We start from the raw sequence: 26,773 nt of genomic DNA on the forward strand, positions 1-26,773 counted from the left end.
AGGTCTAAAAGCCTCATAGAACTGTACGAAATCTGTGTAGAAAAGAGAGGGGATTTTCAATGTTGACGAAGTCTAAAGCTTCTGCGTATATATTAACCTTACTCCTCTCTTTTGTTCTTTCTAATTTATCCTTAAATTTAATGAATTGTAAACTTAAGATGTGTATAATTCATTGCTAGCTCTAGCCTAGTTACGAAAGTCCTCAAAGACTTCCTTTTCTAATTTTTATTCATTAAACTGTTAGATTTAATCCCTATACTGCATGATTAAAATCTGTAAAGTAGAAAGAAAAACTACGGATTAAGATGTATTTTATTTTTATATATCTAGAATTATAGATATATTTGTTGTATGAATATAAAAACGGCGACAGAAATAGGTAAATGTTTATCTAACCAAACTAGGTTTCAAATTTTAGAATGGTTGAAGGCTCCAGAAAAGCATTTCCCACCACACGAGACCTTAAAGCATTTTAATGATGGAGTTTGTGTTACTTATATTCAAGAAAAAGCAGGCTTATCGCAATCCACTATTTCAACCTATCTAACTAATATGGAGAAATGCGGACTTTTAATTTCAACAAGACACGGCAAATGGTCTTATTTAAAAAGGAATGAAACAGTTATTAAACAGTTTACAGATTTTCTATCATAAAAAAAAATAGTAATACATATCTATAATTCGCAATATAACAAACTATGAGATTGGTAATAGACATATTAGGTTGGTCAGGTTCAGGCTTAATAATCTTGGCTTATGCACTTACGCTTATTGAGAATAAGACCTATGTAGTGTATGGTAAATACTTAAATTTATGTGGTGGACTTTTAATAGCCATAAACTGTTATTACTATAATGCAATTCCGCCTTTTGTAACCAATCTGCTCTGGAGTATCATTGCAACTTTAACGATCTATAAGTCGAGACATCGAAAAAAGAATTGCAGCAAAACACAATGTTTAACTAAAAATTAAGAATCATGAAAATTTTAATAATAGGAGGAAACGGCACCATAGGAACAACTGTGGCTACACATTTTAACCAAAATAACGACGTTTTAATAGCTGGTCGTACCAGTGGAGATGTTACTGTAGATATTGCTGATAGTAAATCTATAAAATCTATGTTTGAAAATATTGGAAAAATGGATGCCATCATTTGTATCGCTGGTGAAGCTAAATGGGCCGATTTTAATGAACTTACTGAAGACGATTATTATATCGGACTGAAAAGTAAATTAATGGGACAAGTTAATCTTGTACGTATCGGGCAGCATTATTTAAATTCAAATGGTTCAATTACTTTATCCACAGGAATTTTAGCAGACGACCCAGTTGTTAAAACAGCGAGTGCTGCTATGGTAAATGGCGGAATTCATAGTTTTGTGCAAGCTGTTGCGCTTGAAATTGAAAACGGAATTAGAGTAAATGTTGTTTCTTCAGGAATGGTGGAAGATGCTTATGACAAGTATAAAGACTTTTTTCCAGGACATAATCCGATACCAATGACGAAAGTAGTGAATGCTTATGTTAGAAGTGTAAATGGAAAAGGAAATGGAGAAGTAATTAGAATCTACGACTAAAATAAATGGTTTTTTACGGACACCGTTTTAAGTATTTTATCTCTTTTTATGTACTAAGTTCAATGTTGAAGAACATAAGGATAGCGTACCTAATGGTATAGTGACTAATAGAAGCGTTCTCAATGCTTATCTGAATGGAACATATAGATCCAAATCGTTCTAGACAATTTAAAATTGAAAGTGCTTAATAGAAATGCGATTCCACAGATAATGAGATAAACGTTTAAAGGAGACAAGTCAATAAAATACCAAAATACCACAAGACTTGCAATCATCTGAGCGGCAGCAAGCGCATAACTCACAAACATGGCGCCAAAAAAGAAACCTGTTTCTCTTTCAAATTTATAATGACACTCAGGACATCTATTGTGCATTTTCGGAATTTTAAACAATAATAGGTGTCCTCCTTTTATAAAAATTTTACCTTTTTTACAATTCGGACATTTACAATTCAATGCATTAATCACTTTACTCATCACATGGTGTTTTGTTGCACAAAATTATGGTGATTAATTATTTTGATTCATATAAGATGTGCTCCATTTTTTGTACTTTTAGGACATATTATATGAAAATCCCAGTTTTAAATATTAGTCAGTTTAAGGCATCTACACCGCTCAATGATGTGTATATAAACGCTTTTTCAAACCATATACAGCGCAATAAAAACTTAATAAACAAACCACATAGTCATAATTTCTATCTATGCGTACTGTTTACAGAAGGTACAGGTACGCATGAAATTGATTTTAATTCGTATGATATTAATCCTGGAAAAGTGTTTTTTCTAAAACCAGGTCAAACCCATTTTTGGAAATTTGATACAGAACCTCAAGGATTTATATTTTTTCACTCTCAAGAATTTTATGAATTAAAGTTTTTAGAACATAAGCTCCATACTTTTCCCTTTTTTTATTCCAATCAAAATCCTCCGTTTGTAGAATTACCTCCCAAAAAGCTTAACGAATTAAACCAAAAATTTCAAGACGCGTATTCCGAGTACTCAAAAACACATCTTTTTAGGGAGTTGAAAATTGTCAATGCAATAAGTCAAATTTATATAGAATTGGCAAGAGCGTATACTGTTAATGTCAACTTAGAAAAGCTTAATTCGTCCAATTATTCTAACACGCTCGAAACCTTAGAGCGCTTGATAAATACCCACTTTTACAAAGAAAAATTCCCTAAGTTTTATGCGGATAAGTTAAACATATCCACTAAACATCTCAATAGGGTGGTCAAACAAACCATACAGAAGACTACCAGCCAGCTAATTTCCGAACGGATAATTTTAGAAGCAAAACGACTAATGGTGCACTCACACGGTAATTTAGCGAATATTGCCTATACACTCGAGTTCTCAGACTATGCTTATTTCTCGAAGTTTTTTAAATCTAAAACAGGAATGACGCCTTTAGAGTTTAGGAAAAAATATTTTTGATATATTGAGAGCCGTAGCCTACCAAAATTGAGATATAACAAGACGTGAGTTGCGTCAAAGAAACAAGTAATCCAAATGCATAATATTATTACGTTTTATAAAAATTTCTTAATATTTGGAATACTCATTCCATTTTATGTATATTTGTAGCGTGAATAAGAAACAAGACATATTAGCTTCTGCACTAGATATTTTAGCAGAAAAAGGAGTCCATAATACACCCATGTCGGCTATAGGAAAAGCCGCCAAAACGGGTATGGGCACTATTTATAATTACTTCCCTAACAAAGAAGCCTTAATCAATGAAATCTATACAGATATAAAGAAACAAGAGAAACTGCTTTTTGAAAGTTTTGAATTGAACCAACCTATTAAAACACAATTTGAAAATTACTTCAATATTGCGGTAAACTTTTTTATTGATCACCCTAATTATTTTAAATTTATGGAGCAATTACAAGCGTCTCCTATAATTACTGAAAAAAGCAGAGAAGTGGGTAGGCAATCCATAATCCCAGTTTTCGAACTATTAGCACTAGGTAAACAACAACGCATTATTAAAGACATTAATACCGAAGAAATTTTAATGTTTATTGGTGGATCAATTTTAGCCTACTTAAGATGGTATTTTAATCAAACGGTAAAAGAATCAAGCTCCCTTAACAACCAAGTAATGATGGTTTGGGATGCTATTAAAGCATAAAAAAAATTTAACCATAATTTGGAATGAATATTCATTCCGAAAAATAACAGATATGAAAAAAAATGTATTAATCACAGGAACATCAACCGGAGTCGGATTGGAAAGCGCTATGTTATTCGCTAAAAACAATTATAAGGTGTATGCCACGATGCGTAATCTCAAAAAATCCGAAAAACTGAAACAGAAAATTCAGGAAGAAAACCTCGATATAAACCTCCTGCCTTTAGATGTCACTAAAATAGATTCCATTCAATCCGCTGTAAAAACCATTATAGAGCGCGATGGCAAAATAGATGTATTAGTAAATAATGCAGGTGCTGGTTTTGCGAAAACCACAGAACAAGCCACAGAAGCAGAAATCAAATGGGTAACTGATGTTAATTACCTTGGTGTTGTTTTTTGCACACAAGCTGTTTTACCTTATATGAGAAAACAAAAATCGGGTCAAATCATTAGTGTCACTTCTGTTGGTGGATTGGTAGGGCAACCATTTAACGAACTGTATTGCGGTGCTAAATTCGCTGTAGAGGGCTTTATGGAAGGACTTGCCACCTATGTGAGTGAGCCCTTTAATATTAAAATTACCTGTGTAGAGCCTGGTGGTATTACTACGGAATTTATGACATCTGCTATTGAAAAAACAGCTGTTGATGGCCAATTTGCAACTGGTGAATATGCGCCAATTTTTGAAAAGTATATGGCCGGTAATCAAAAAAGAGCTAACGAGAGTGAAGTCCAAGTGTACCAAACAGCAATTGAAGTAGCAAATGTGGCTTTAAATATTGCTCAAAATGAAAATCCTCCCTTAAGAATACGAACTTCACAATGGGCTGAGGATTTCTGCCAGTTAAAAACAAAAGCAGATCCTGATGGTCTTAAATTAGTGAAGCAAATTCAAGATAGCTTTTTGTAAATTGAATATCTATGATGAAATATACCGATTATCACCAAATAGTATACAACATTCGAAATTCTGTATAAGAAAGTAAGCCTCGTTCTATCCGACCTTTGTCCTATAGTTTTTAACGTGAATAAATAGTGATATTATGAATACAAATCAATTTGGCGATAAGGGTTGGACACCAGATAGAATAGGAAATTTAAAAGGAAAGACATTCGTCATTACAGGAACCACAAGCGGAACGGGATTTGAAGCTGCAAAAATATTACTTTCAAAAGGTGCTAAAGTGGTAATGCTAAATAGAAACCCTCAAAAAGTAAAAGACACGATTAATATATTAAAGCAAGATTTAGGTAACCAAATAGATGTAGTGGCTATAAAAATGGATTTATCCCTTCAAGCTTCTGTGAAAAAAGCAGCTGAGGAGGTGATACATACCATTTCTAAAATTGATGCTTTAATATGTAATGCAGCCATTGCTCAAGTCCCACACCGTAGGCTAACCATTGACGGCTGGGAAAGTCAAATGGGAACCAATTATTTTGGGAATTTTACACTTCAAGCGCTATTATATCCGTTGATTGAAAAATCAAAAGGACGTATTATTACTGTGGGAAGTATGGGTTACAATATGGGTATAAAAACCATTAATTTCGATGATTTAAATTGGGATAACGGTTACACGCCAAATAAGGCGTACAGTCAAAGTAAGCTGGCACAAATAATGTCTATTTACGAATTGCAAGACCGATTTAAAGCCGCAGATAAAACAACGGTAAAAGCTTATGCTTGTCATCCTGGTGCGTCTAATACCAACTTAATTAATACCAGTGGTAGTTTTTTGACCAAGTTAACTTTTAGACTTATGAAACTTTCACCCTTAGTGCAATCGGCGGAAAAAGGCGCCTATCCACAATTAATGTGCGCTACTGAATCCGACTTAGACCAAACAGCGTTTTACGGACCAACAGGAAAAAGTAATTGGGTTGGACCTGTAGGAGCACATCACATAGAACCACACGCTAAAGATAAAGCGGTTTCCAAAAGATTATGGGAACTTTCTGAAAAGGAAACTGGTGTGGTTTGGAATTTGTAAATTTAACAATGCGTATCATAAAAAGAATAATGCTAGGACTACTTATAATAATCTTCACCATTGGAGTGGGAACATTTTTTTTCTTAAACACCGAACGCTTTGGTAAGCATCCGTCGGGAGATCGTTTATTAAAAATAGAACAGTCACCTCATTATAAAAACGGAAGTTTTCAAAATTTAAACCCTACACCAACACTTACCGAAGGTGTAAGTTATGGTAAGGTGATGTACGAATTTCTATTTTCGGCTAAGCCTAAAACTCCTACCACAACTCTGCCGTCAGTTAAAACGGATTTGAAAACCCTCAACCCTCTTGAAAATGTATTAGTTTGGATGGGACATTCTTCTTATTTTATGCAGGTGGATGGTAAGACGGTTTTAGTAGACCCTGTTTTTAGTGGCAATGCATCTCCATTGTCTTTTACAACCAAAGCCTATAAAGGCACGGACATTTATACAGCGGATGATCTGCCTGAAATTGATTTTTTGTTTTTATCACATGACCATTGGGATCATATGGATTACAAGACTCTAAAACAATTAAAGCCTAAAATTAATAAAGTGATTACAGGCCTTGGCAATGGTGCGCATTTAGAATACTGGGGTTTTGATTCCGACGTCATTTTAGAAGGCGATTGGTATGATACATTTACCTTTGAAGATGGATTTGAAGTGAATGTCACACCAGCCCGACACTTTTCCGGAAGGGGATTTACGAGTGCAAAAACACTTTGGGCATCTTTCGTATTAAAATCACCAAACACGTCAATTTATATTGGAGGAGATAGTGGTTACGATATGCATTTTAAAGCTATTGGAGAAAAATATGGTCCTTTTGACCTCGCTATTTTAGAGAATGGACAGTATGACTTGAAATGGAAATATATACATATGTTACCAGGCGAACAGTTTAAAGCAGCCAAAGATTTAAAAGCAAAAAATATTTTACCTGTGCATTCAGGGAAATTTACATTGGCCAATCATGACTGGGATGAGCCCTTCAAAAAAATAAATGATTATGCTCAGCAATCTAGCATTAAGGTAACAACACCTATGATTGGAGAACAGGTTAATATCAACGATAGTTTACAGCAGTTTAAACCTTGGTGGAATCTAAAAACTACACCGAAATAGAATATATGAAACACTTTAAAACACTGACATCATATCTCGATTATATAGGTTTGCCACGACCAGAGCACCCTATGTTGAGTGTTTTTAACTCTAAAGGAGAGGGCTATTTACCTTGTCCTAGAGAAAGCTCTCCACCAATTACCAATGATTGCTATGCAATCAGTTTTAAAAAGTATGTGGAGGGAAATTTAAATTATGGTCGAACAGAATATGATTTTACAAATGGAGCTTTAGTTTTCATTGCACCAAGACAAGTGTTACAATGGGATAACAGCATGGTTTTTGAACAAAAAGGCTTCTCCTTAACTATTCACGAAGACTTTTTTAAAGGAACTCCATTAGGGCATCAAATAAAAAAATATGGTTTCTTTTCGTATTCTGTAAATGAAGCCCTACACCTTTCGCCAAAAGAAGAACGTCAAATAGAATCGATTGTAGAGAATATTGAAATCGAATATCAAAATAACCAAGATAGTTTCAGTAAAGATATTATCATTTCTCAATTAACAACCTTATTAAAATACGCTAATCGTTTTTATGAACGACAATTTCTAAACCGAAAAGCAATATCGAACGACTTGTTAGATCAATTTAAGAGCTATTTAAATTCTTATTTTGAATCCGGACAGCTACAAGAACAAGGCATACCAAGTATTGAGCAAATTGCCGAAAACCTATCGGTTTCGCAACGTTACTTGAGTGACACATTGAAAAAAGAAACCGGTAAAACCACTACCGAACATCTACATCTTCTTTTAATCGATGAGGCAAAAAATATCTTATTGCAACCCAATAAAAGTGTGTCTGAGGTAGCTTATGAATTAGGCTTTGAGTATCCACCATATTTTTCGAGATTATTTAAAAAGAAGGAAGGTATCAGTCCAACTGACTACAGAGCATTGTATAAAATGAATTAAAATTATGGATATATTAAAAACAGCAATAGATTGGGCTAAAGCCGAACTTTTCTCAACACCTTTTTTTGTGCTTTTCGGGCTTGTTTTTGTAGCCGCGAGTATCGGGTTTTGGCAGTTAGGAAAAACTGAAATGGCTAGAGCATACATTATTCCAACATTGGTCGCAGGTTTATTACTTATTACAATAGGAATTGGGTTATTTTACACCAATAAGTCGAGAATTTCACAATTTGAAACGGACTTCCATACCGATGCTTCTGCTTTTGTAGCCTCAGAAACTGCGCGTGCTGAAGCTACACTTAAAGAATATAATACCATTGTTTTTAAAGCTATACCGGTTATAATTATTGTGGCAGCTTTATTCATTATTTTTATAAATACACCTATGTGGCGTGCCATTAGTATCACTACAATTGCAATGCTTGTAGTCATTTTATTAGTGGATGGCACAGCTTATGCCAGAATGGAGGCTTACCATAAAACTTTGAAATTAGTGAATAGTGAACGTCACTTAAAGGTGTGAAGCTACAGAATAACATTCTTAAATAATAACGGTTTGAGTGGATGCTCAAACCGTTTTTGAGATAATAGAAAAGACAGTTTATAGTTTTATGATGCTATAATTTATCGATGATATAAATTTGAAGTTGTTGAAAACGAGTAAGGTATCAAATGTAACTAGGATAAGTTTCTACTACAAAATCTCTCCATACTGCAATAGAATGAATCAGAGGAGTTAAAGTTTTACCAAAATCTGTTAAAGAATATTCAACTTTTAAAGGTCGTTTAGATGTGTAGACCGTTCTTTTTATTAAACTATCCTCTTCTAAGGCTTTGAGCTGTAAGCTTAAAGTGTGTTCTGTAACTGTTGGTGTTTCTTTTCTTAATTCTTTGTATCCAAGTGTTTTATCTGTTAATTTGTATAAGGTGACTGCTTTCCATTTTCCGCCAATATTCCCATTGTTAAGCTCGCACAGCTAGGATATTCCTTATATCAAAACTTCAACATTTTCTGTGCTTCTTTTTTCATAAATGTATACTATCCTTTTTGACCGTTATTGCAAATATAGATCACTATACTTAAGTTTGCAACTATAATTTTTATAGTAATTAGTAATCAATACATTATGGATTTAAACGAAACACTAAACTGGAGATACACGACTAAAGAATTTGATCCGACAAAAAAAATATCAGAAGCTGATATAGATCAAGTAAAGAATTTATTACGAATGAGTGCATCCAGTATCAATTTACAACCTTGGCAATTTATTATTGCTGAAACAAAAGAAGGCAAAGAAAGAATGGCAAAAGGTACACAAGGTTTTTTCCATTTTAACGAACCTAAAATTACCAACGCATCTGCCGTTGTATTATTCTGTGCTAAGACTTCAGTAGATGAAGAATATGTTAAACACATTGTTGATACAGAAGATAAAGCGGGTCGTTTTCCAAATGAAGAGATCAAAAACGGATTTCATGGTGCCATGAATGCTTTTATTAATATTCATAAATACGACTTAAAGGATCTACAACATTGGGTTGAAAAACAAGTGTATTTAAATATCGGTAGCTTTTTATTAGGTGTGGCTAGTTTAAAAATTGATGCAACACCAATGGAAGGTATTGATGTAAAAGCATTAGATGAAGAATTTGGATTAAGAGAAAAGGGGTATACAGCGGTTGTCGCTGTGTCTTTAGGGTATAGAACAGAAACAGATTTTAATGCTACGGATAAAAATCCAAAAGCTAGATTACCTGAAAGCGAAATTTTCACAATCATATAATGGTATAGGTTATGAAAAATACACTTTAAATTAATGGTTTGTAGCATTTGTTTAAGTGCTTGTAAGAACACTACAGCCCAAATCAGTGAAACAGACAAAAGTGTAAAATTAACCACTTCCGTAAAGGAAACCATAGAAACAGAACCAACGGAAATATAAAAATTTAAACTTATGAAACGTATTTTAATTACAGGTAGTACAGATGGTGTTGGTAAATTAACCGCAACAAAGTTGGCTAAAGAAGGTCATGAAATTATTGTTCATGGACGAAATGCAAAGAAATTAGAAAATACCATTTCAGAAATTAACCAAAAAACTAATAATCAGCGTATCAGCGGATATGTTTCAGATTTATCAGATTTTGTTAGTGTTAAACAAATGATTACTGATATGACTACCGACTTTTCTTCAATTGATGTGTTAATTAATAACGCTGGAGTATTTATGAGTGGTATCGATCAAAATCAAAATGGTTTAGATTTGCGTTTTGCAGTCAATTATCTGGCACCATACCTACTTACTTATGGCTTACTACCTGTATTAGAAAACAGTTTGTCTCCAATAGTTATAAATTTAAGTTCAGCGGCACAATCTACGGTATCCATGGAGGCCTTAGAAGGAACAGAACTAATCTCTACTAACGCATCGTATGCACAAAGTAAATTAGCATTAACAATGTGGAGTTTTAGGTTTGCAAAACTTCATCCAGAAATAATCACTATTGCAGTAAATCCTGGTTCGTTATTAAATACCAAAATGGCACAAGAGGCTTATGGTCAACATTGGTCTTCTGCAGATAAAGGTGCTGATATATTAATAGAATTAGCCTTATCAGAAAAGCATGCCAACCATACAGGAACATATTTTGATAATGACAAAGGTGCTTTTTCAAATGCACATAATGATGTTTATAGTGAAGAAAAAGTCAATCAATTGCTATCTATAACAAACAAAATTTTAAACAAATGACAACGATTCGTATACTAGAACAAGCGCGTACATTAGATGTACCTTCTCGTCAAGCATCACTTCAACGTGAAGCTTCGGTCTCCCAGTTTTGGAACAATAACAGAACATTATTAGAAGAGGCATGGGCAGAATGGGAAATAGAAAACAAAGACAATTTATTAATTCCAGACGAATCGTTATTAGATCCACGTTTGCGAAAAGCCATCAATGAGGCTTGGGAAAACCCTGAGAAAGAATTTGCTGTGGCTGATTTATGGGACGAAATTATTCCTGGTGTTTATGTAGCACAATTTTTTGATGTGAAACGCTTAGCGGATTTTCGCAATTATTTAGAAGCTGTTGTAAATTCACAAATCCCTAGACGTGCACCTTATGGTATTCAACTAAATCGCTATGGGATGATGTTAGATCCACGTTCTGAAGGACATCTTGCAGCACCTAGTTTTCAGGCGTTTTATAATGACATAATGGATCGCTACATGAGACCGATTGCGCGTTTGTTGCTTGGAACGTATGGTTACGACAACCAAACTTTTGGTTTTTCTATTCAGTATAATCCAGATAAAGACAAGGATTTACATGCACATACAGATGCTTCAGCAGCGACCTTAAATATTAATATTAACTTACCTGATGAAGTATTTACAGGATCTCAAGTTGATTTTCATGATAAATCTACTGGTGAAACAGTGCAAACAATTTTTGAGCCTGGTAAAGCTATTATTCATAGAGGTAATGTGCCTCATGCTACACATCCTATTACCAGTGGTCAACGCAACAACTTAGTCGTTTGGCTTTATGGTGACCGTATGCAAATACCACGCGGTGGGACTAATAGCTATGGTAATTTTAATAATACATCTTCCGTTGTGGATTCTACAGAAAATATTACTGCTCAACAACGATGGAGTATTCCTGATGGACCTAAAGATACTTTTGCACCGTTTTAAGAAACGATAAATCCAAAATCCTGTGTTCACTCTTTTAAGCAGATGTGTACACAGGATGTAGTCTATAAATTACCTTCCAAGCTTTAACTTCATTTAAAATAATTGCAATTATAGCTCTTAAAAAGGTGTTTAATCTGAAGTTATATTGTTAAAAATCTTATCATTTTTCAAAAATTTAGAATTTTAAGATTATCATTTTGTTAAGATTTACGGTCTTAATTTCATTACACATAATTTATTCTTGTTTAAATTTTAGAAGTCATAATTCCGTCGATTCAGACTTTTAAAATCTTTTAAAACGCAATTAGTTGATATATATTTAAAGAACACAAAACTTTAGATATAACATGCGTATTGGTATTATTATTGGACGAATTGGTGGAGTCGACGGTGTGGCTCTCGAAACCGAAAAATGGATAGATGTATTAGAAAAAATAGGTCATAAGGTCTTCATCATGTCAGGTGAATTTGAATCCTGGACTATGGATTATGATCGCGACTATCTGTTTCCTGCGTTATCATTTTTTTCCGTAGAAGCGGAATGGGGACAACGTAAAGCATTTTTTGAACCAGATAAACAACCAGATGCATTATTAGAGCATGTAGAGAAAGCTTCCAACAGAATTCACTTAGCGATGCGACAATGGGTCACCAAAAAGAAAATTGATGTGATTCTTTCTGAAAATGCTTCAGCCTTACCATGTCACCTATCTATGGGTGTTGCAATTAAAAAACTTGTTGAAACCACCGGAATACCTATTGTAACACATGATCATGATTTTCATTGGGAGCGTGGTGAGCGTTATGTGTCTGTACATCCAGAAGTTAATCACTTTGTAGATAAACACTTTCCGCTATTACTCCCAAATGTTAAACATGCAGTTATAAATACGTTTGGAGTTGAAACCTTTAAAAATAGGTTTGATATCGATGCCTTGTTAGTTCCTAATGTTATGGATTTTAATAGAGTGTATGGAGTGCCAACACCCGAAAATGAATTTTTTTTAAGAGATGTCGGTGTTTTAAAAGATGAAATTGCCCTATTACAAGTAACACGAATTGTAAGGCGTAAAGGAATAGAAACAGCCATCTCCTTAATTGATCAATTAAATGATAAAAAGCTCAAGTTAGTCATCACCGGAAATAATAATGATGACGAAAACAAGGAATACTATAATGAGTTAATTGACCAAATTCACGATTTAAACTTATCACGTCAAGTCATTTTTGCTGCGCACAAAGTTTTAGACCATAAAGATTTATCTGATGTGTATGCGCATGGCAGAGCCGCAACATATTTTAGTACTTATGAAGGTTTTGGTAATGCCTTTGTAGAAACGGTTCTCGCTAAAAAACCCATCTTCGTTAATAACTACAAACCAGTATATATGCAAGATATTGGCAACAAAGGGTTTGAAACTGTAATGATTGAAGACAGTAACCTTACACCCGAAAGCATACAACAAATGTCAGATATTATTTATAACCCAAAACGATGTAAAGAAATCGGAGAATACAATTTTAATATTGGTAAAAAATACTTTTCGTATGAAGTTTTAGAAGAAAAGTTAAGCCAATTATTTACATTTTAAGAATTTATAATATGACTGATAAAAAAACGAACAAAATCTCTACGATATTACATGAACTTAAAAATGAAAACATAAATACTTGGTTTGACCTTGGTTTATTTATGGATAAATTTAAAGAGAAAAAATTACCTTCAGCCTTTAAAGGAAACGCTTCTACTTTTGATACGCATTTAGAGGATGGAGGTATCGCATTTTTAACCTTTTATTTTACCATAGACGGTATTACAGTTGAAGCAGAAAAGTACGCTAAAACGTTCAAAAATATTTATCCCGATATTCCTATTCATTTTATTGCGGGTGAAATAAAACAAGAAGCAGACGAGCTTATTCCAAAAACAGCCTTTAGAAAAGTCATACCAGAGATGGAAGCTTTTGATGCATGGCCTTTGTATAAAGACTTCTTTCAGATAAAAATGGAACGTGGAAGCGAAGCTTATAATAACCTTATCGGGAAATTTTGGGACGAAGTCTTAGTGCTCGTAGAAAAATTAGGGACCTATATTGAAACCCAAAATATTTCGTTACTATACCTTATTAATGTCTGCTCAAATCCAGGGAATGTCTCTTTAGCTTTAGCAACAGTATTGGTTTCTGAATATTTAGGGATTCCTGTTATTAATAATAATCACGATTTTTATTGGGAAGGTGGAAATAGAGCCGTTGAGGTCAAGAAAAAAGGACTTAAAAAAGGTCCAAGAGATTTCTTTTTTCATAATGCACATGTCGGTGAATTCTTCTCAATAATAGAGACAATCTATCCATGGGAAAGTCGCTCGTGGATGAACGTTAATATTAACAGAATTCAACAAGACCATCTTATTAATATTAATGGTCATAATCCTGCTAACGTTGCATTAATAGGTACAGCTGTAGATACTAAATTGCACCAAATGAGTAAACGCGATATCATTAAAGCGTTTATGCAAGTATCCTCAATTTTTGCTAATAAAAAGGACACGATTACAGTGCATACCGCTGCGCACCATACAGAAAGTAAGCGGTCTTTAAAACCTATATTATTAGGATATAAACATATTAAAAACTTTGATTTTGTAAATAATAATATTGTTTTTTTACAACCCACTAGAGTGATTAGTAGAAAGTCTATAGAGCTTAATTTTAAACTGATTAAGCGCTTGTTCTCATATGATTCTTTTGCCGAAAAATTTCTGACCAATCCACAATTAAAGTTGTCTTTAATTGTTTCTGGCCCAATCCCTCACGGTCAACAGCATTATTATCGTGATTTAAAAAAGGACTTTTCAAATTTTTTAAAAGAGCTTCCTAAAGCATTCAAATCAAGAGTGCTTCTCGGATTTTTATTTAGTGAATTTGATAAAAATGACTTCAAGAAAAAGCATAAAAAACCACTCGATATAGAACAGCTTTTCGATGTCGCTTCTCTAATATTATTACCAAGTCAAACAGAAGGTAGAGGTTTACCAATAATAGAAGCTGCTGCTTGTGGCACTCCAATATTTTGCAGGCAATACGAACCTAGAGAAGTCTATGATGAGGTAATAGGTCGTCATTTAGACGAGTCTCTTCGACTTAACGTATTAGAGTTTAAAGGGTCTAAAGTGCCTAAAAAATTGGCAGAAAAAATCTGCGACCATGTATTCTATCCTCAAAATAGAATGGTAGACGTTACTCATAATAGGAGTGTTATAAAAAAGCGTTACAGCTTAGAAGCTTTAGAAAAAAATATGCGTTATATTTTACAACGTTTGTATTACCAATTGGTCTCTGTATCTATAGATGACAATCCGCAGGTCGTAAACCTGTTAAAAGCGTATAAATCTTCTGTAAATTTTGAAAATGAAGATCTCAATGCTATACTCAATAAAACAACCAGACATTATTTACCGGGTTATGGTCGTTTATCATTTATGCATTATCTAAAATCATTAATTGATCCAAGTTTTTTTAGAGTCGAAGAGCAATTGGTGAAAGGGAGAGTGATGCGGTATGCTAGAATGATGGAAAATGATATTCCAGATTTAGTAAATACCAATTTAGAACTTATCCATAAATATTATAATGCCATTGATGATATTTTTAAATATGTAGATGGAGAAATTTCAATCCGCCACGACCATGCGTTGGCTTACCGTCACCGAAATAAAAAATCTTATGCTTACCAAGCGTTTACATACCAAGAAGTAACCGGTTTGGTCAACATGATTTATACAGATGTTTTTAAACCTAAAAACCTACCAGATTTAACTTTAGCTCCTCAATTTTTTGCAGATTGGGAATTGGCGCTTTTTCAACTTACAAACAGTAAATATTTAGGTATTGATGATCGTAAAATCTTAACTAAAAATTTAAAGAAAAATGTACCTAAAGGCTATTTTCCAGGACGTTATATTAAGCATGAATTAGAGTATTTTGTGCTACAACCAATTAGGTCACAGTTAAAATTAACCATAGAGCAGGAGTTAACATCAGAAATTCTTGATACTAACGTTAATAAGTTAGAAAAAATCTACATTTTTATACATGAACCGAGAATCACTAAATGGTTTTCTAGTGCAGATATTAAAGAATATTTAGAAAGTGGTAAAGAACCCGAATTAGGATTATTGTATAAAGCAGGAGTCGTTCAAATTATTGAAACCAAACAGTGGTCTGAAGGGGTACATTTTCCACAAATGGGAGCAAAGGCTATTAAAATATTAAGAGCCATTAAGGAAGCAAACGGTTTCTTAATCACCAATGGCGAGTATGCTGCTATGATGACGGACATTATTGAAATAGATCATTTTCATATTGGTAAAGTGCTGTACGAAATGACAGCAAAAATTATGGGTATTCCTAAGGGAAGTGGTTTTATTCAATTTGTACCTGCAGGTGTACGAACAACGTTAGCATATCCAACACCTATACAAACAGCCAAGGACTTTGATAACGTGCTAAAAAGTGAATTATATCAAGAGTTAAAAGCGCTGTTAGGTGAAAAAGCCTTATTAGAAATGGTGACTAAAGATGCGATTGAAAACGGAACTCCGATTAAAAAATTATTGACTCAAATTAAAGACAATCTTAAGCCTTCTAAAACAGAAGAAAGCGTAAAATCTTCTTATGCAGGTGGTGTCTATAGCGATGGTTTACCTTGGAGTGGAGTTTTAGCAAAAATTGATACTAAAAAACACCATTGGAAATTTGCAGCACATATTGCTAATAAAGAACCTAAAAATGTACCCGCACTTGTAAAAGAGTATAAAAAGAAAAGTGGTAACCCTAATAAAATTGAATTAGCGTGGAATGGTGGTTACATCCTCAATCCAGAATTGGTAGGTAAATTAGGCTTACCAGAAACCTATATTGGTTCGCCTTTAGGTTTACTAATTATGAATAATCAGGTGTATTGTCCTCCACTTTTTAATAAACCCGCTTTTATTATCTATAAAAATGGTGACGTCGATATAAGAAAAGTGAATAGTAAAGCCGGTTTTACGATCTCGGGAAAATCGTCTGCGCTAACATTTTCTAGTCATAACTACAATAATCACAGTAGTACAGAACCATGCTTTTATGATCTATCTTATGCAGAGGACAGCTTTGAAGGTAATGGTAATGTTATTGTTAGAATTGCAGGTCATACGGTAAAGGAAATTATAAAAACAAAGCCTAAGGAGACGGTAAGTGTGATTCCGGTTGGGATAACCTTATCAATTCCTTTAGCAATATTTTCTGAAACAATGTTTAAGGTAGGTAAGCCTTTATCGATTCAATTATTAGAACCAGAGCAAAATCCTTATAAATGGGATGAGATTTCTTACGCAATTGAAGCTGGACCTATGCTTATAAATGAAGGACAACAAGTCTTAAATATGGAAGAGGAAGGTTGGAAAACCGCCAACTCCATTAAAACGCAAGCAGCAAGGTTAGATTTTACAGATATGCGTGGACCAAAAATTGCTGTTGGTATTACAAAGGAAGGTAAACTAATGGTCCTTATGGTGAATGGTAGAATTAGGGAATCTGTTGGAGCTACACATTTTGATATGGTTGACATTCTTCTAAAATACGGAATGGACAAAGCAATGGGCTTTGATCCTGGAGGAAGTAGCACATTGGTCGTTGATGGTAACATCATGAATATTTCACCATACAATAAAAACTACGAAAAAGATATCTATGCTTTGCCTCCTGAACCGAGATTTGTGGCGAATGCCATTATGGGATGGATTGAAGACTAGCTCAAAACATTGATTAAAAAAAGAGGCAAACAGTGATATTTGCTTCTTTTTTTATTCAACGTATTCCTGAATATCAGGTTGAACGCAGTCGAAACCACTTTTATACTATTACGGCATTTCGAGTAAAATTTCGTTTTTTAGAAATTTTGTAACGTGAAGGCTTATATCTAACCAAGGTTTTCGATATGATTTCTTCGTGCTTCAAAATCATTAGAACTAACGTTTTATCAAGTAATTTAAATCAAACTGTTTAGTTAATTAGGGTTGAAAACTTCTATTATGGCGTTACGTCACTTTGAGTGAAATTCAATTTTAAGAACTCTATTCACTTAGAAAGACTTAGCCCAACAAATCCTCTAAAGCAGGTTTTAAATTCACAAACTGAAAATTAAAACCTTCAGCTTCTACCTTCTGAGAACTGACGCGTTGACTCTCAAACAAAAGGATATGCATGTCGCCTAACACGAGTTTCATAGCAAATTTTGGAATGTTTGGTAAAATCAACGGTCTATGTAAAATCTTTGCTGCAGCTTTGGTGAGCTCTTTATTAGTTACCGGATTTGGAGCCACACCATTGTAAATCCCTTCAAAATCATTTTGAACAGCAAAGACAAATAGCGACGCTAAATCTTTAACATGAATCCAGCTTTGCCATTGTTTACCAGTTCCAAAAGCGGCACCTGCACCATATTTTATAGGTTTTGCTATTTCTGGCAATGCACCACCATCTTTAGCTAATACTAACCCAATTCTAATTTTTGCAACCTTAATCTCTAAGGCACTAAAACCATCTACGGCAGCTTCCCATTGGTGTACAACTTTTCCTAAAAATGTTTCTGAAATTTCGTTGTTCGTCTCTTCGTAATAGTTTATTAAACTCGTTGGATAAATACCAATTGCACTCGCAGACACTATTTGGTTTATCTTATAATTATGCTTTTTTATGGTGTCTTGTAAAAGTTGTGCTGTTTCAGTTCTGCTTTTTAAAATGACCTCTTTATAAGTGTCTGTCCAGCGTTTAGAAATCGTAGCTCCAACCATATTGATAATGGCAGATACTCCTTCAAAGCAGTTGTGATCTATTGCTTTCGTATTTGGGTTCCAATAAAATCCTTTATAATTTGGTGCCGTACTCAATTTGGATTTCGATGTTGTTAAATAATGTACGTTGATGCCTTCAGCATGACATTTTTTTACAATTTCTTGTCCTATTAATCCAGTCGCGCCAGTTATTAAAACGGTCATTTTTCTTTTTTATGTAAAGATACGAAAGGTATAAAGTGTGCGTATGAGATTTAGATATGATTTAACGTTTGGGAATATAGGCCTTTATTCAGTTATCATTTTAAAATTAGAATATTACAATATAGAAATTGTTTGAAGTAAAAGATAAACGCATATGAAGTCTACGTTGTACAAGAGCTTATATAAAATATTTAAACTCTCAACATTTACTACACTATACGGTGGCTGAATGTTTTGTTGCTCTCAACATTTCACGTTTTCCTGGTGGTCCTGGTAATCGCTCTACTGTAAAGCCAACAGCTTGCATAGCGCGTCTCACACTGCCTTTTGCTGAATACGTTACTAAAATACCATTGGGCTTAAGTGCGTTGAACATAATTTTGAAAATATCCTCAGTCCATAAGTCAGGTTGAACTCGAGCACCAAATGCATCAAAATAAATAATATTATAGGTGTTTTTAGAACGAATATCTTTAAAGAATTTTTCTTGTTTTTCTAGTTGAAAATTAGGTGTGATAGCAAATGCGCCTTCCCATGGAGTCTCATGTAGCTTTTTGAAAACAGTTTTATGGGAGTCCGAAATGAGTTCAACATAATTTAATTGATTGATTTCTTCTGGTTGTACTGGGTACGCTTCAATACCTGTATAATTGAGGTTTAAATTGTGCTTTTCCCCTTCAATAACCGTTAAAAAAGCATTGAGACCAGTGCCAAATCCTATTTCTAAAATGTTTATAGTAGTTTTTGCAGAGGTACTTTTACGATCTTCAGTTAAATGGGCAAGTTTGTTTTCATAATAAAAAAGCAAACCATGTTTCATAAAAACGTGATTTGCTTCTTGTATAGCACCATGAATGGAATGGTATTGCTCGTTCCAGTCTTCTATTTGGATGGTTTTAGAACCATCTGATGTGGTAATTATATTGCGTTTCAAAAAATTATTGAATCAGTAGTTTTTTTATCTTAGGAATTGGTCCTGTGCATTCTGTTTTATGGCAATTTAAGCAATTGTTAATGGCTGTATTATAACGCTCTTTTAGTTCCGTTTTCCCTAGCGTGTCTACGATTGCTTTTTGCGATGCAATAAAAACATTTACAAAGCTTTGCCAATTTTCAGTTCTAGATTTTCCAGCAGTCATTTCTGCGGAGTGTAATTTTAATAAATCTAAGGGTAAGCTGGTAGGTGTTCCACCAGCCACAATTTGTGATTTTAATTGTTGGTTGTAAGCGTACATGGCATTCATAAAACCTGCCATTTCAGAAGGCTGGTACATCTCGTAGACTACAGCCTTCTTTAACGGTTCTTTAGAGGTGTCTTCTTTATCTTTACAACTAAAAACCGTTAAGAATAAAAGAAAAGCAATACCAAAATATTTATTGTTTAAGTAAAACTCCATCAGCTTCAAAACCATATTCAAACTTAGGATCTGTAATCGCAGCAACTTCTTCCGTAGTCTTCCCTGCATCTTCGGCATAATGTCTTAATTCTTCTACAGAAGTTTCAGAAACAAACGCTTTACCAGTCATTACCACTTCACCTTCAGCATTTAAAGGCATAAAAAAACCATAATCTTTAAATTTTACCATCACTTCCTCGTCATTACCCATATCCAAAGTCATCCAACATCCTTTTTTAGAGCAGACTTCAATAATTTTTCCTTTCACTTTAGAGGTAATGGTATCACCAACTTTTAATGTTTTATATGCTTCCATCATACGCTCAGAACTAAGCGCATCCGTGTCATTAATCTCTTTTCCAAAAGAAGCATAAGCCATCTCTTGTTTTACATCTTCAACTTTTTCTTCTGTTGTTTTGGTTTCATTTTTACACGAAAAAACAACAAAGTTAAGAGCTAAAAGTAGAATGATTTTTTTCATTATTTATAGATTTTGAATTGAATTAGTATTGAATTGCGAATTTAAACAATTTAACGGAATATAACCTTTTTTTAACGGTGCCGATTATGTATTTTTGTTGCAAAACCGCATTAAATTATGGCTTTACATACCGATAAAATCAGTGTTGAAACATCTGAAACGTCTAAAATCGATACTGTAGATTTTAATAACTTAGACTTTGGTCGTGTGTTTACAGATCACATGTTTGTGTGTGATTATGAAGATGGTAAATGGCAAAACCCTAAAGTTATGCCTTACCAAGCCATGACTTTTGATCCGTCTGCACGTGTTTTTCATTATGGTCAAGCAGTATTTGAAGGCATGAAAGCCTATAAGGATGACGAGGGAAAGGTTTTTCTATTTAGACCAAAACTAAATTTTGAAAGAATTAATAAGTCTTCTGCGCGTTTGGCAATACCAGCGTTCCCTGAAGATTATTTCTTTGAAGGATTAGAGATGTTATTAAAATTAGATAATGATTGGATTAAACCTGGTGTAGGAAACTCATTGTATTTGAGACCATTTGTCATTGCGACAGAGCCAGCAATATCAGCGTCTCCGGCAAATTCGTATCGTTTTATGATTATTTGTTCACCGGCCAAATCTTATTATAACTCTGCTGTTAGAGTGTTAATCGCTGACCATTACAGTCGTTCTGCAAATGGTGGAGTTGGTGCTGCTAAAGCTGCAGGGAATTATGCAGCACAGTTTTATCCAACGAGTTTGGCTTTAGAAAGAGGGTTTCAGCAAGTGGTTTGGACTGATGCAGATTCGCATACGCTTTTAGAAGAAGCAGGAACCATGAATGTGTTTTTTAGAGTTAATGATAAATTAATTACAGCGCCTACTAGCGATCGAATTTTAGATGGTGTTACACGTAAGAGTATTATTCAGCTTGCTGAAGATTTAGGAATTACTTGCGACGTAAGACCTGTGTCTGTAGCAGAAATAAAAGAAGCTGCAAAAGATGGTAGTCTTAAAGAAATTTTTGGAGCTGGAACAGCCGCTGTTATTAGTCCAATTTCAGCATTTCAGCATCAAGACGAGTTGTTTGAAATCTCTGGAGTCGATGCTGTAGATTCTTATGCCAAATTATTTAAACAAGCATTATTAAATATCCAACATAACTTATCGGATGATAAGCATGGATGGAGATACGAAGTAAAATAAAGTAAACATTAGATAAATAAAGCAGCCAATTGGCTGCTTTTTTTATGATTCTAAAATATCTAGAATATTTGGTTTAAAGTAATTTGGTCCTTTTAAAACTTTGCCATCTTCTCGATAAATAGGTTCGCCATCATCTCCTAATTTACTCATGTTACTACGTTGTATTTCTTCAAAAACCTCTTCGATTTTGTGTTGCATACCGTGTTCAATTATGGTACCACACAAAATGTAAAGCATATCCCCTAAAGCATCTGCAACTTCTACTAAATCATTAGCATTGGCTGCTTCTAAGTATTCTTCATTTTCTTCGCGCATCAGCTTGTAGCGTAGCATGTTTTTGTCAATTCCTAAGTCTGCTTTTGGGGTTTCGCGATGCCCAATTTTAAAAGCCGTATGAAATGCTTTTACAGCATCAATTTTGTCTTGCATAGTTGTGGTATATTAATTGCTTAATCCTTATTTTTGCATAAAAATAAGAAGATGTTTAGTACTGGTCAATGGATTTTTGGAATATTATTTTTTATTGCCTTCGTTATCGTTATTGCCTTTCAATATCGTAAGGATCTTCAACTTCATAAGAAATATTACAAAGGTACCGTTTGGGTGCTTATCGGATTTATTGCCTTTATTGGTATGATTGCCGCAATTAAGTTTATTTTTATGTAATCGTCTGTTATTTAGTCTTTTTATCTAAAGATTAGTTTGCAATTCAAATTTTATAACTTTCTTTAAAAAATATTTTTAGATTTATAGAAATACCTACAAGTGTTATTTTTTTAATCTTGTAAAATGTTATTATCAGTTAAGAAAGTGTAAACTTTTTATTGTTTTTAAATTCGTTACAACCTAATTTTATTTTTATGAAAACCGCTAAACTTTTTAACCTATTTATTTTTTTAATCCCATTACATCTTGCTTTCGGTCAGAGCTATGTTGGCCATTCTATCGATAATTACGCAGGTGTCCAAGGAGCTATTTATAATCCTTCTTATATTGTGGGTACTAAATTAAGAGGAGATGTTAACTTGATTTCTGCCAGTGTATTTGGTGGAAGTGATTATTTCGGAATTAATATCAGTGATATCCTCAATTCCGATGGTGATTTTGATATTGAAGATGATGCTGAAAAATTTCCTAGTAATGCAAATAGTTTTTTCGTCAATGCAGATGTAGTTGGACCTTCTTTTATGTTTAATTTAAATAAGAAAAGCAGTATTGGAGTTATAACTAGAGGTCGTGTTCATTTAAATGTTAATAACATTAATGGTGAGCTCTATGAAACGATTTCAAACGATTTTGATTCTGACGAGAGCTTTGACTTTGATTCTAAACACCTCAATGGAACGATGCATGCTTGGGCAGAAGTAGGGCTCGCGTATGCCAGAATACTTATGGAAAAACCTAATCACGTATTAAAAGGTGGTGTAACTTTAAAATATTTACAAGGAGCAGGTAGTGCGTTTATGAGTAGCCCTGAGTTGCAAGGTTATTATTCAGAACCTACAGAGACATTAACAACCCAAGGAAGGTTGATTTATGGTACAAGTCAAGATTTTGAATCTGATGATATAGAATTTAGCAACCTTACCGCAGGTTTTGGGCTCGATGTTGGTTTTACATACCAATGGTATGCTAATCGCGATAATGACAGTTTACCGACCTATAATACACCATATAAATTAAAAGTAGGAGTTTCTATTACCGATATTGGATCTATTAGTTACGATGATGCCACAGTAAGTAATTACGATTTAAATGCTTCGGTAGATACCTCAAATCCAGAAGAGGATATTGAAGAGTTTTTAGAGAATAATTATAATGCAGTAGAAACAGAACAAACAGCAGAAATTAAATTGCCTACAGCAATGCATTTATTAGTAGATTATAGATTTGCTAAAAAATGGTATGTAAGTGCACAAGCTAATTTATCGATGGTAAAAAATGATTCAGAAATGAGCACTTCAATTTTAAATACGGTGACCGTGGCTCCACGATTAGAAACCAAATGGTTTAGTTTCTACGCTCCACTCAGTTTTAGACAGTACGGAGATACCTCTTTTGGAGGTGGTATTCGTTTAGGACCATTAACTGTAGGATCTGGTTCCGTTTTTACAAATCTTTTATCGGATAGTTCAAAAACAACTGATGTTTATCTTGGGCTTAAAATACCTTTATATAGATAGATATATTTTATAATTGATAGCATTTATTAACAAAAAAAACACCCGATTAGGGTGTTTTTTTGTTAAGATATAAAATGCTTAATAAGTAAAATATTGATTTTTTAAATTTTATTAGCTACAACATTAATTTTTAATTCAATGTCATTGCTAATGAATTTATCTCCTAAATCTTCAAAGAACGATTTAGAACCGTATTTAACGTGCCATTTAGATCGGTCTATAGTGAATTTTTCACTAGTTAACGTTATTGTACTATCATCCGTAGAAGATAATTTTACAGGAATACTAATATTATTGGTTTTGTCTTTAATTGTTAAATTACCAGAAAGCATTAATTTTCCTTCAACATCTTTCGCATCAGTAACTTCAAAAATAGCATTAGGAAAAGATTCTACATCAAAAAAATCATCACTTTTAAGATGCGTCGTTAATTTTTGATTTCCTTCCTCTTCTGCAGGTATATCTTGAACCACGATGCTAGACATATCGATGATAAATTTTCCACCAACAATAGATCCATCGCTTGTATTTAGTTTTCCAGCAGATAAGCTAATGATACCATTATGCGTTCCTGTTGGTTTAGAACCTTGCCATTCTATAGTAGATTTTTCTGTATTTACATTATAACTCGTAGAACTAGATTTTGCAACAGCAGCATCTTTAGTTTCCGTAGTGTTAGCTTCTTTGGCTTTATCACCACAGCTTGAAAATGTAATGAAAGCAATTAGCGTAAAAAATTTAAAAAAATTAGATTTCATAAGAGTGTTTTTTGTTTGGATTGTTAAAAACAAAGATATAAAATTGAACCCATAAAGTGTGATAAAAAAATGTTAATGACATTTTGACATTTTAATAATAATGGCAGTACTTTTGCCAATCTAATGGAAAGTAAAAAAAGAACTCAAAATGAGTAAGAAAGATAAAAACAATAAAGTTGAAGATCCACAAGTTGAGGATCAAGCAACAACGACTGCAGAAGCTGATGTTGAAACGCAACAAGAAGAGCAAAAATCTCCAGAAGAACAATTGCAAGATCAATTGGCTGCTGAAAAGGATAAATTTATGCGTTTATTTGCTGAGTTTGAAAACTATAAAAAACGAACCACTAAGGAGCGCATAGAATTATTTAAAACGGCGAGTCAAGATGTTATGGTCGCAATGTTACCTGTTTTAGATGATTTTGAACGTGCTTTACTGCATATAGAAGATGACAAAGAAGCCGAAGAATTAAGAAAGGGAGTGTTGCTAATCTATAATAAATTAGTAAACACTTTAGAACAAAAAGGACTATCTAAAATAGAAGTAGGTCAAGGGGATCCTTTTGATGCGGATCACCATGAAGCCGTAACTCAAATTCCTGCACCATCGGAAGATCTTAAAGGGAAAATCATTGATGTTGTTGAACGTGGTTACAAGTTAGGAGACAAGGTTATTCGTTTTCCAAAAGTGGTTATCGGACAATAATATTGAAATACGAATTTGCACATTTCTGTGAAAATCAAGAATTAATTAGTTGATGAAAGAAGATTATTACGAGATATTAGGATTAAGTAAAGGAGCGTCTGAAGCCGAAATTAAAAAGGCTTACCGTAAAATGGCATTAAAATATCATCCCGATAAAAATCCAGATGATTCCACTGCCGAGGAGAAGTTTAAAAAAGCTGCAGAAGCCTATGAGGTTTTAAGCAATGCTGACAAAAAAGCACGTTACGATCAATTTGGTCACCAAGCCTTTGATGGCAATGGTGGTTTTGGCGGAGGCGGCATGAATATGGATGATATATTCAGTCAGTTTGGTGATATCTTTGGCGGAGGCTTTGGAGGCGGAGGCGGATTCAGTGGCTTTGGAGGCGGAGGCGGAAGACAACGCGTTGTTAAAGGTAGTAACTTGCGTATTCGTGTCACTTTATCTCTAGAAGATGTTGCAAATGGTGTTGAAAAGAAGATTAAAGTAAAACGAAAAATACAAGCACCAGGTACCACTTACAAAACGTGTAGTACATGTAATGGTACTGGTCAGGTTACGAGAGTAACAAATACCATTTTGGGGCGTATGCAAACGGCTTCTGCATGTCCGACTTGCGGAGGTGCCGGCCAATCCATTGATAAGAAACCTGCGGATGCAGATGCTAACGGATTAAAGGTGTCTGAAGAAACTGTAACAGTTAAAATACCTGCAGGTGTTGTTGATGGTATGCAACTAAAAGTAACAGGTAAAGGTAATGATGCACCAGGAAATGGTATTGCCGGAGACCTATTAGTTGCCATCCAAGAAGAAGAACATGCTACTCTAAAACGCGAAGGTGATAATCTACATTATGATATGTATGTTAGTTTGCCAGATGCCGTTTTAGGAAATTCTAAAGAAATAGATACTGTAACCGGTAAAGTTAGAATTAAAATAGAGCCAGGAGTTCAGTCTGGTAAGATTTTAAGATTACGAGGTAAAGGTATTCCAAGTATTAATGGTTACGGTAAAGGAGATTTATTAGTGCATGTAAATGTTTGGACGCCAAAGACTTTAAGTAAAAAGCAAAAAGCATTTTTTGAAAGCATGAAAGATGATGAACATTTTGAGCCTAAACCAGAAAGTTCGGATAAATCTTTTTTTGAAAAGGTAAAAGATATGTTTTCATAAAAGCTGCCTATTTAATAAAATTTAGTATATTTGATTCATCGCTAATTTTATTAGCGGTAATTTTTCTTTTTCATAGCAATTTTTTCCCATCCTTGTCTAACCATAAGGGTGGGTTTTGTTTTTTATGCCATTAAAGTTTTTATTATAAGTGTGTTATAGTGTTTGTTGCGTTCTAAGAGAACTAAAGGGAAATCAGTTTAACGTCCATACCACAAACTTAAAATCCACTAAAATCCGTAACATGTATCTCAACTTTAAAGTATAATAATCTTCCTTTTGAGGTAACTGATAGAAATAATCTGATATTTATATAAATAGTACACTATTCTTATTTTAAAATCTATAACATTTAATATATTTAC

27 protein-coding genes and 1 pseudogene are annotated in these 26,773 nt (G+C 33.8%); 20 read left to right on the plus strand and 8 right to left on the minus strand.

Annotation, left to right across the window (positions count from 1 at the left end):
* Positions 1–351 precede the first annotated feature (351 nt).
* From C8N41_RS07365 to C8N41_RS07375, 3 genes are read left to right on the plus strand one after another with little or no spacing between them, the layout of a single operon-like run.
* Positions 352–654, plus strand: coding sequence for an ArsR/SmtB family transcription factor (locus C8N41_RS07365; RefSeq protein WP_092444293.1), 303 nt, complete (start codon positions 352–354; stop codon positions 652–654).
* Positions 655–698: 44 nt separating this feature from the next.
* Entirely contained in the window at positions 699–974 is a 276-nt protein-coding gene (locus tag C8N41_RS07370; RefSeq protein WP_092444290.1) for a hypothetical protein, read from the plus strand.
* Between the two features lie 5 nt (positions 975–979).
* Positions 980–1,582 carry a short chain dehydrogenase gene (locus C8N41_RS07375; RefSeq protein ID WP_092444287.1) on the plus strand — a complete coding sequence of 201 codons (603 nt, stop codon included), beginning with the start codon at positions 980–982 and terminating at the stop codon, positions 1,580–1,582.
* Between the two features lie 119 nt (positions 1,583–1,701).
* Here C8N41_RS07375 and C8N41_RS07380 read toward each other — a convergent pair whose 3' ends face one another.
* Complete coding sequence (locus C8N41_RS07380; RefSeq protein WP_115838818.1) at positions 1,702–2,058, minus strand: DUF983 domain-containing protein; 357 nt, start codon at positions 2,056–2,058, stop codon at positions 1,702–1,704.
* A 92-nt stretch (positions 2,059–2,150) separates the two neighbouring features.
* On the opposite strand from C8N41_RS07380, the gene C8N41_RS07385 reads away from it, so the two are divergent.
* The 7 genes from C8N41_RS07385 (at position 2,151) to C8N41_RS07415 (ending at position 8,296) form a co-directional block, all read left to right on the plus strand.
* Complete coding sequence (locus C8N41_RS07385; RefSeq protein ID WP_092444283.1) at positions 2,151–3,023, plus strand: AraC family transcriptional regulator; 873 nt, start codon at positions 2,151–2,153, stop codon at positions 3,021–3,023.
* Positions 3,024–3,174: 151 nt separating this feature from the next.
* On the plus strand, positions 3,175–3,726 hold the full coding sequence (locus tag C8N41_RS17190) for a TetR/AcrR family transcriptional regulator (RefSeq protein WP_115839517.1): 552 nt from the start codon (positions 3,175–3,177) through the stop codon (positions 3,724–3,726).
* Positions 3,727–3,778: 52 nt separating this feature from the next.
* A complete protein-coding gene (locus tag C8N41_RS07395) occupies positions 3,779–4,639 on the plus strand; it encodes an SDR family oxidoreductase (protein ID WP_115839518.1) in 861 nt (286 codons plus the stop codon).
* Between the two features lie 133 nt (positions 4,640–4,772).
* Positions 4,773–5,723 (plus strand): SDR family oxidoreductase, encoded by a 951-nt coding sequence (locus C8N41_RS07400; RefSeq protein WP_115838819.1) that lies wholly within the window; start codon positions 4,773–4,775, stop codon positions 5,721–5,723.
* A gap of 8 nt (positions 5,724–5,731) precedes the next feature.
* A complete protein-coding gene (locus tag C8N41_RS07405; protein WP_249033252.1) occupies positions 5,732–6,856 on the plus strand; it encodes an MBL fold metallo-hydrolase in 1,125 nt (374 codons plus the stop codon).
* 5 nt (positions 6,857–6,861) lie between these two features.
* Positions 6,862–7,773, plus strand: a complete 912-nt coding sequence (locus C8N41_RS07410; protein WP_115839519.1) for a helix-turn-helix domain-containing protein — start codon at positions 6,862–6,864, stop codon at positions 7,771–7,773.
* A 4-nt stretch (positions 7,774–7,777) separates the two neighbouring features.
* A complete protein-coding gene (locus C8N41_RS07415; RefSeq protein ID WP_092444275.1) occupies positions 7,778–8,296 on the plus strand; it encodes a hypothetical protein in 519 nt (172 codons plus the stop codon).
* 145 nt (positions 8,297–8,441) lie between these two features.
* Here C8N41_RS07415 and C8N41_RS07420 read toward each other — a convergent pair.
* Positions 8,442–8,734: pseudogene (locus C8N41_RS07420) on the minus strand (winged helix-turn-helix transcriptional regulator).
* Positions 8,735–8,900: 166 nt separating this feature from the next.
* Here C8N41_RS07420 and nfsB point away from each other — a divergent pair.
* The 5 genes from nfsB to C8N41_RS07445 all read left to right on the plus strand — a co-directional run bounded on the left by nfsB (position 8,901) and on the right by C8N41_RS07445 (position 17,276).
* On the plus strand, positions 8,901–9,560 hold the full coding sequence (gene nfsB / locus C8N41_RS07425) for an oxygen-insensitive NAD(P)H nitroreductase (protein WP_115838821.1): 660 nt from the start codon (positions 8,901–8,903) through the stop codon (positions 9,558–9,560).
* Between the two features lie 171 nt (positions 9,561–9,731).
* Complete coding sequence (locus C8N41_RS07430; RefSeq protein WP_115838822.1) at positions 9,732–10,529, plus strand: SDR family NAD(P)-dependent oxidoreductase; 798 nt, start codon at positions 9,732–9,734, stop codon at positions 10,527–10,529.
* Positions 10,526–11,479: a 2OG-Fe(II) oxygenase gene (locus C8N41_RS07435; RefSeq protein ID WP_115838823.1), complete on the plus strand. Its 954-nt coding sequence runs from the start codon at positions 10,526–10,528 to the stop codon at positions 11,477–11,479. Before C8N41_RS07430 ends, C8N41_RS07435 begins: the two co-directional genes overlap by 4 nt.
* 347 nt (positions 11,480–11,826) lie before the next feature.
* Positions 11,827–13,071: a glycosyltransferase family 4 protein gene (locus C8N41_RS07440; protein WP_115838824.1), complete on the plus strand. Its 1,245-nt coding sequence runs from the start codon at positions 11,827–11,829 to the stop codon at positions 13,069–13,071.
* An 11-nt stretch (positions 13,072–13,082) separates the two neighbouring features.
* Positions 13,083–17,276 carry a phosphodiester glycosidase family protein gene (locus tag C8N41_RS07445; protein ID WP_115838825.1) on the plus strand — a complete coding sequence of 1,398 codons (4,194 nt, stop codon included), beginning with the start codon at positions 13,083–13,085 and terminating at the stop codon, positions 17,274–17,276.
* A 339-nt stretch (positions 17,277–17,615) separates the two neighbouring features.
* On the opposite strand, the gene C8N41_RS07450 is transcribed toward C8N41_RS07445, so the two are convergent.
* The 4 genes from C8N41_RS07450 to C8N41_RS07465 form a co-directional block, all read right to left on the minus strand.
* Positions 17,616–18,521: a TIGR01777 family oxidoreductase gene (locus tag C8N41_RS07450; RefSeq protein ID WP_092444261.1), complete on the minus strand. Its 906-nt coding sequence runs from the start codon at positions 18,519–18,521 to the stop codon at positions 17,616–17,618.
* A gap of 214 nt (positions 18,522–18,735) precedes the next feature.
* Positions 18,736–19,455: a tRNA (5-methylaminomethyl-2-thiouridine)(34)-methyltransferase MnmD gene (gene mnmD / locus C8N41_RS07455; RefSeq protein WP_115838826.1), complete on the minus strand. Its 720-nt coding sequence runs from the start codon at positions 19,453–19,455 to the stop codon at positions 18,736–18,738.
* Positions 19,456–19,459: 4 nt separating this feature from the next.
* Positions 19,460–19,918 (minus strand): hypothetical protein, encoded by a 459-nt coding sequence (locus C8N41_RS07460; RefSeq protein ID WP_115838827.1) that lies wholly within the window; start codon positions 19,916–19,918, stop codon positions 19,460–19,462.
* A complete protein-coding gene (locus C8N41_RS07465; RefSeq protein WP_115838828.1) occupies positions 19,896–20,399 on the minus strand; it encodes a DUF4920 domain-containing protein in 504 nt (167 codons plus the stop codon). The genes C8N41_RS07460 and C8N41_RS07465 overlap by 23 nt, the downstream gene beginning before the upstream one ends.
* Positions 20,400–20,516: 117 nt before the next feature.
* Here C8N41_RS07465 and C8N41_RS07470 point away from each other — a divergent pair, with 117 nt between their 5' ends.
* On the plus strand, positions 20,517–21,590 hold the full coding sequence (locus C8N41_RS07470) for a branched-chain amino acid aminotransferase (protein ID WP_115838829.1): 1,074 nt from the start codon (positions 20,517–20,519) through the stop codon (positions 21,588–21,590).
* Between the two features lie 42 nt (positions 21,591–21,632).
* On the opposite strand, the gene C8N41_RS07475 is transcribed toward C8N41_RS07470, so the two are convergent.
* Positions 21,633–22,019 (minus strand): pyrophosphohydrolase domain-containing protein, encoded by a 387-nt coding sequence (locus C8N41_RS07475; protein WP_092444251.1) that lies wholly within the window; start codon positions 22,017–22,019, stop codon positions 21,633–21,635.
* Between the two features lie 51 nt (positions 22,020–22,070).
* On the opposite strand from C8N41_RS07475, the gene C8N41_RS07480 reads away from it, so the two are divergent.
* The gene (locus C8N41_RS07480) at positions 22,071–22,256 is read left to right on the plus strand and encodes a hypothetical protein (protein WP_092444249.1); all 186 of its coding nucleotides are present in this window, start codon (positions 22,071–22,073) and stop codon (positions 22,254–22,256) included.
* A gap of 194 nt (positions 22,257–22,450) precedes the next feature.
* The gene (locus tag C8N41_RS07485; protein WP_115838830.1) at positions 22,451–23,773 is read left to right on the plus strand and encodes a DUF5723 family protein; all 1,323 of its coding nucleotides are present in this window, start codon (positions 22,451–22,453) and stop codon (positions 23,771–23,773) included.
* Between the two features lie 101 nt (positions 23,774–23,874).
* Here C8N41_RS07485 and C8N41_RS07490 read toward each other — a convergent pair whose 3' ends face one another.
* Positions 23,875–24,531: a YceI family protein gene (locus C8N41_RS07490; RefSeq protein WP_092444244.1), complete on the minus strand. Its 657-nt coding sequence runs from the start codon at positions 24,529–24,531 to the stop codon at positions 23,875–23,877.
* Positions 24,532–24,679: 148 nt separating this feature from the next.
* Between C8N41_RS07490 and C8N41_RS07495 the strand changes: the two genes are divergently transcribed.
* Together C8N41_RS07495 and dnaJ are read left to right on the plus strand one after the other, a co-directional pair.
* Positions 24,680–25,237, plus strand: a complete 558-nt coding sequence (locus C8N41_RS07495; protein ID WP_092444242.1) for a nucleotide exchange factor GrpE — start codon at positions 24,680–24,682, stop codon at positions 25,235–25,237.
* Between the two features lie 52 nt (positions 25,238–25,289).
* Complete coding sequence (gene dnaJ / locus C8N41_RS07500) at positions 25,290–26,411, plus strand: molecular chaperone DnaJ (protein ID WP_092444240.1); 1,122 nt, start codon at positions 25,290–25,292, stop codon at positions 26,409–26,411.
* Positions 26,412–26,773: the final 362 nt, after the last annotated feature.

Origin of the sequence: Winogradskyella sediminis (genome assembly GCF_003387355.1) — a bacterium.
GTDB classification, from domain to species: domain Bacteria; phylum Bacteroidota; class Bacteroidia; order Flavobacteriales; family Flavobacteriaceae; genus Winogradskyella; species Winogradskyella sediminis.

Excerpts from the sequence above, each read along its gene's own strand:
- C8N41_RS07365 (WP_092444293.1), top strand. The coding sequence starts at position 352 with ATGAATATAAAAACGGCGACAGAAATAGGTAAATGTTTATCTAACCAA.
- C8N41_RS07370 (WP_092444290.1), top strand. The coding sequence starts at position 699 with ATGAGATTGGTAATAGACATATTAGGTTGGTCAGGTTCAGGCTTAATA.
- C8N41_RS07375 (WP_092444287.1), top strand. The coding sequence starts at position 980 with ATGAAAATTTTAATAATAGGAGGAAACGGCACCATAGGAACAACTGTG.
- C8N41_RS07380 (WP_115838818.1), bottom strand. The coding sequence starts at position 2,058 with ATGAGTAAAGTGATTAATGCATTGAATTGTAAATGTCCGAATTGTAAA.
- C8N41_RS07385 (WP_092444283.1), top strand. The coding sequence starts at position 2,151 with ATGAAAATCCCAGTTTTAAATATTAGTCAGTTTAAGGCATCTACACCG.
- C8N41_RS07395 (WP_115839518.1), top strand. The coding sequence starts at position 3,779 with ATGAAAAAAAATGTATTAATCACAGGAACATCAACCGGAGTCGGATTG.
- C8N41_RS07400 (WP_115838819.1), top strand. The coding sequence starts at position 4,773 with ATGAATACAAATCAATTTGGCGATAAGGGTTGGACACCAGATAGAATA.
- C8N41_RS07405 (WP_249033252.1), top strand. The coding sequence starts at position 5,732 with ATGCGTATCATAAAAAGAATAATGCTAGGACTACTTATAATAATCTTC.
- C8N41_RS07410 (WP_115839519.1), top strand. The coding sequence starts at position 6,862 with ATGAAACACTTTAAAACACTGACATCATATCTCGATTATATAGGTTTG.
- C8N41_RS07415 (WP_092444275.1), top strand. The coding sequence starts at position 7,778 with ATGGATATATTAAAAACAGCAATAGATTGGGCTAAAGCCGAACTTTTC.
- nfsB (WP_115838821.1), top strand. The coding sequence starts at position 8,901 with ATGGATTTAAACGAAACACTAAACTGGAGATACACGACTAAAGAATTT.
- C8N41_RS07430 (WP_115838822.1), top strand. The coding sequence starts at position 9,732 with ATGAAACGTATTTTAATTACAGGTAGTACAGATGGTGTTGGTAAATTA.
- C8N41_RS07435 (WP_115838823.1), top strand. The coding sequence starts at position 10,526 with ATGACAACGATTCGTATACTAGAACAAGCGCGTACATTAGATGTACCT.
- C8N41_RS07440 (WP_115838824.1), top strand. The coding sequence starts at position 11,827 with ATGCGTATTGGTATTATTATTGGACGAATTGGTGGAGTCGACGGTGTG.
- C8N41_RS07445 (WP_115838825.1), top strand. The coding sequence starts at position 13,083 with ATGACTGATAAAAAAACGAACAAAATCTCTACGATATTACATGAACTT.
- C8N41_RS07450 (WP_092444261.1), bottom strand. The coding sequence starts at position 18,521 with ATGACCGTTTTAATAACTGGCGCGACTGGATTAATAGGACAAGAAATT.
- C8N41_RS07460 (WP_115838827.1), bottom strand. The coding sequence starts at position 19,918 with ATGGAGTTTTACTTAAACAATAAATATTTTGGTATTGCTTTTCTTTTA.
- C8N41_RS07465 (WP_115838828.1), bottom strand. The coding sequence starts at position 20,399 with ATGAAAAAAATCATTCTACTTTTAGCTCTTAACTTTGTTGTTTTTTCG.
- C8N41_RS07470 (WP_115838829.1), top strand. The coding sequence starts at position 20,517 with ATGGCTTTACATACCGATAAAATCAGTGTTGAAACATCTGAAACGTCT.
- C8N41_RS07475 (WP_092444251.1), bottom strand. The coding sequence starts at position 22,019 with ATGCAAGACAAAATTGATGCTGTAAAAGCATTTCATACGGCTTTTAAA.
- C8N41_RS07480 (WP_092444249.1), top strand. The coding sequence starts at position 22,071 with ATGTTTAGTACTGGTCAATGGATTTTTGGAATATTATTTTTTATTGCC.
- C8N41_RS07485 (WP_115838830.1), top strand. The coding sequence starts at position 22,451 with ATGAAAACCGCTAAACTTTTTAACCTATTTATTTTTTTAATCCCATTA.
- C8N41_RS07490 (WP_092444244.1), bottom strand. The coding sequence starts at position 24,531 with ATGAAATCTAATTTTTTTAAATTTTTTACGCTAATTGCTTTCATTACA.
- C8N41_RS07495 (WP_092444242.1), top strand. The coding sequence starts at position 24,680 with ATGAGTAAGAAAGATAAAAACAATAAAGTTGAAGATCCACAAGTTGAG.
- dnaJ (WP_092444240.1), top strand. The coding sequence starts at position 25,290 with ATGAAAGAAGATTATTACGAGATATTAGGATTAAGTAAAGGAGCGTCT.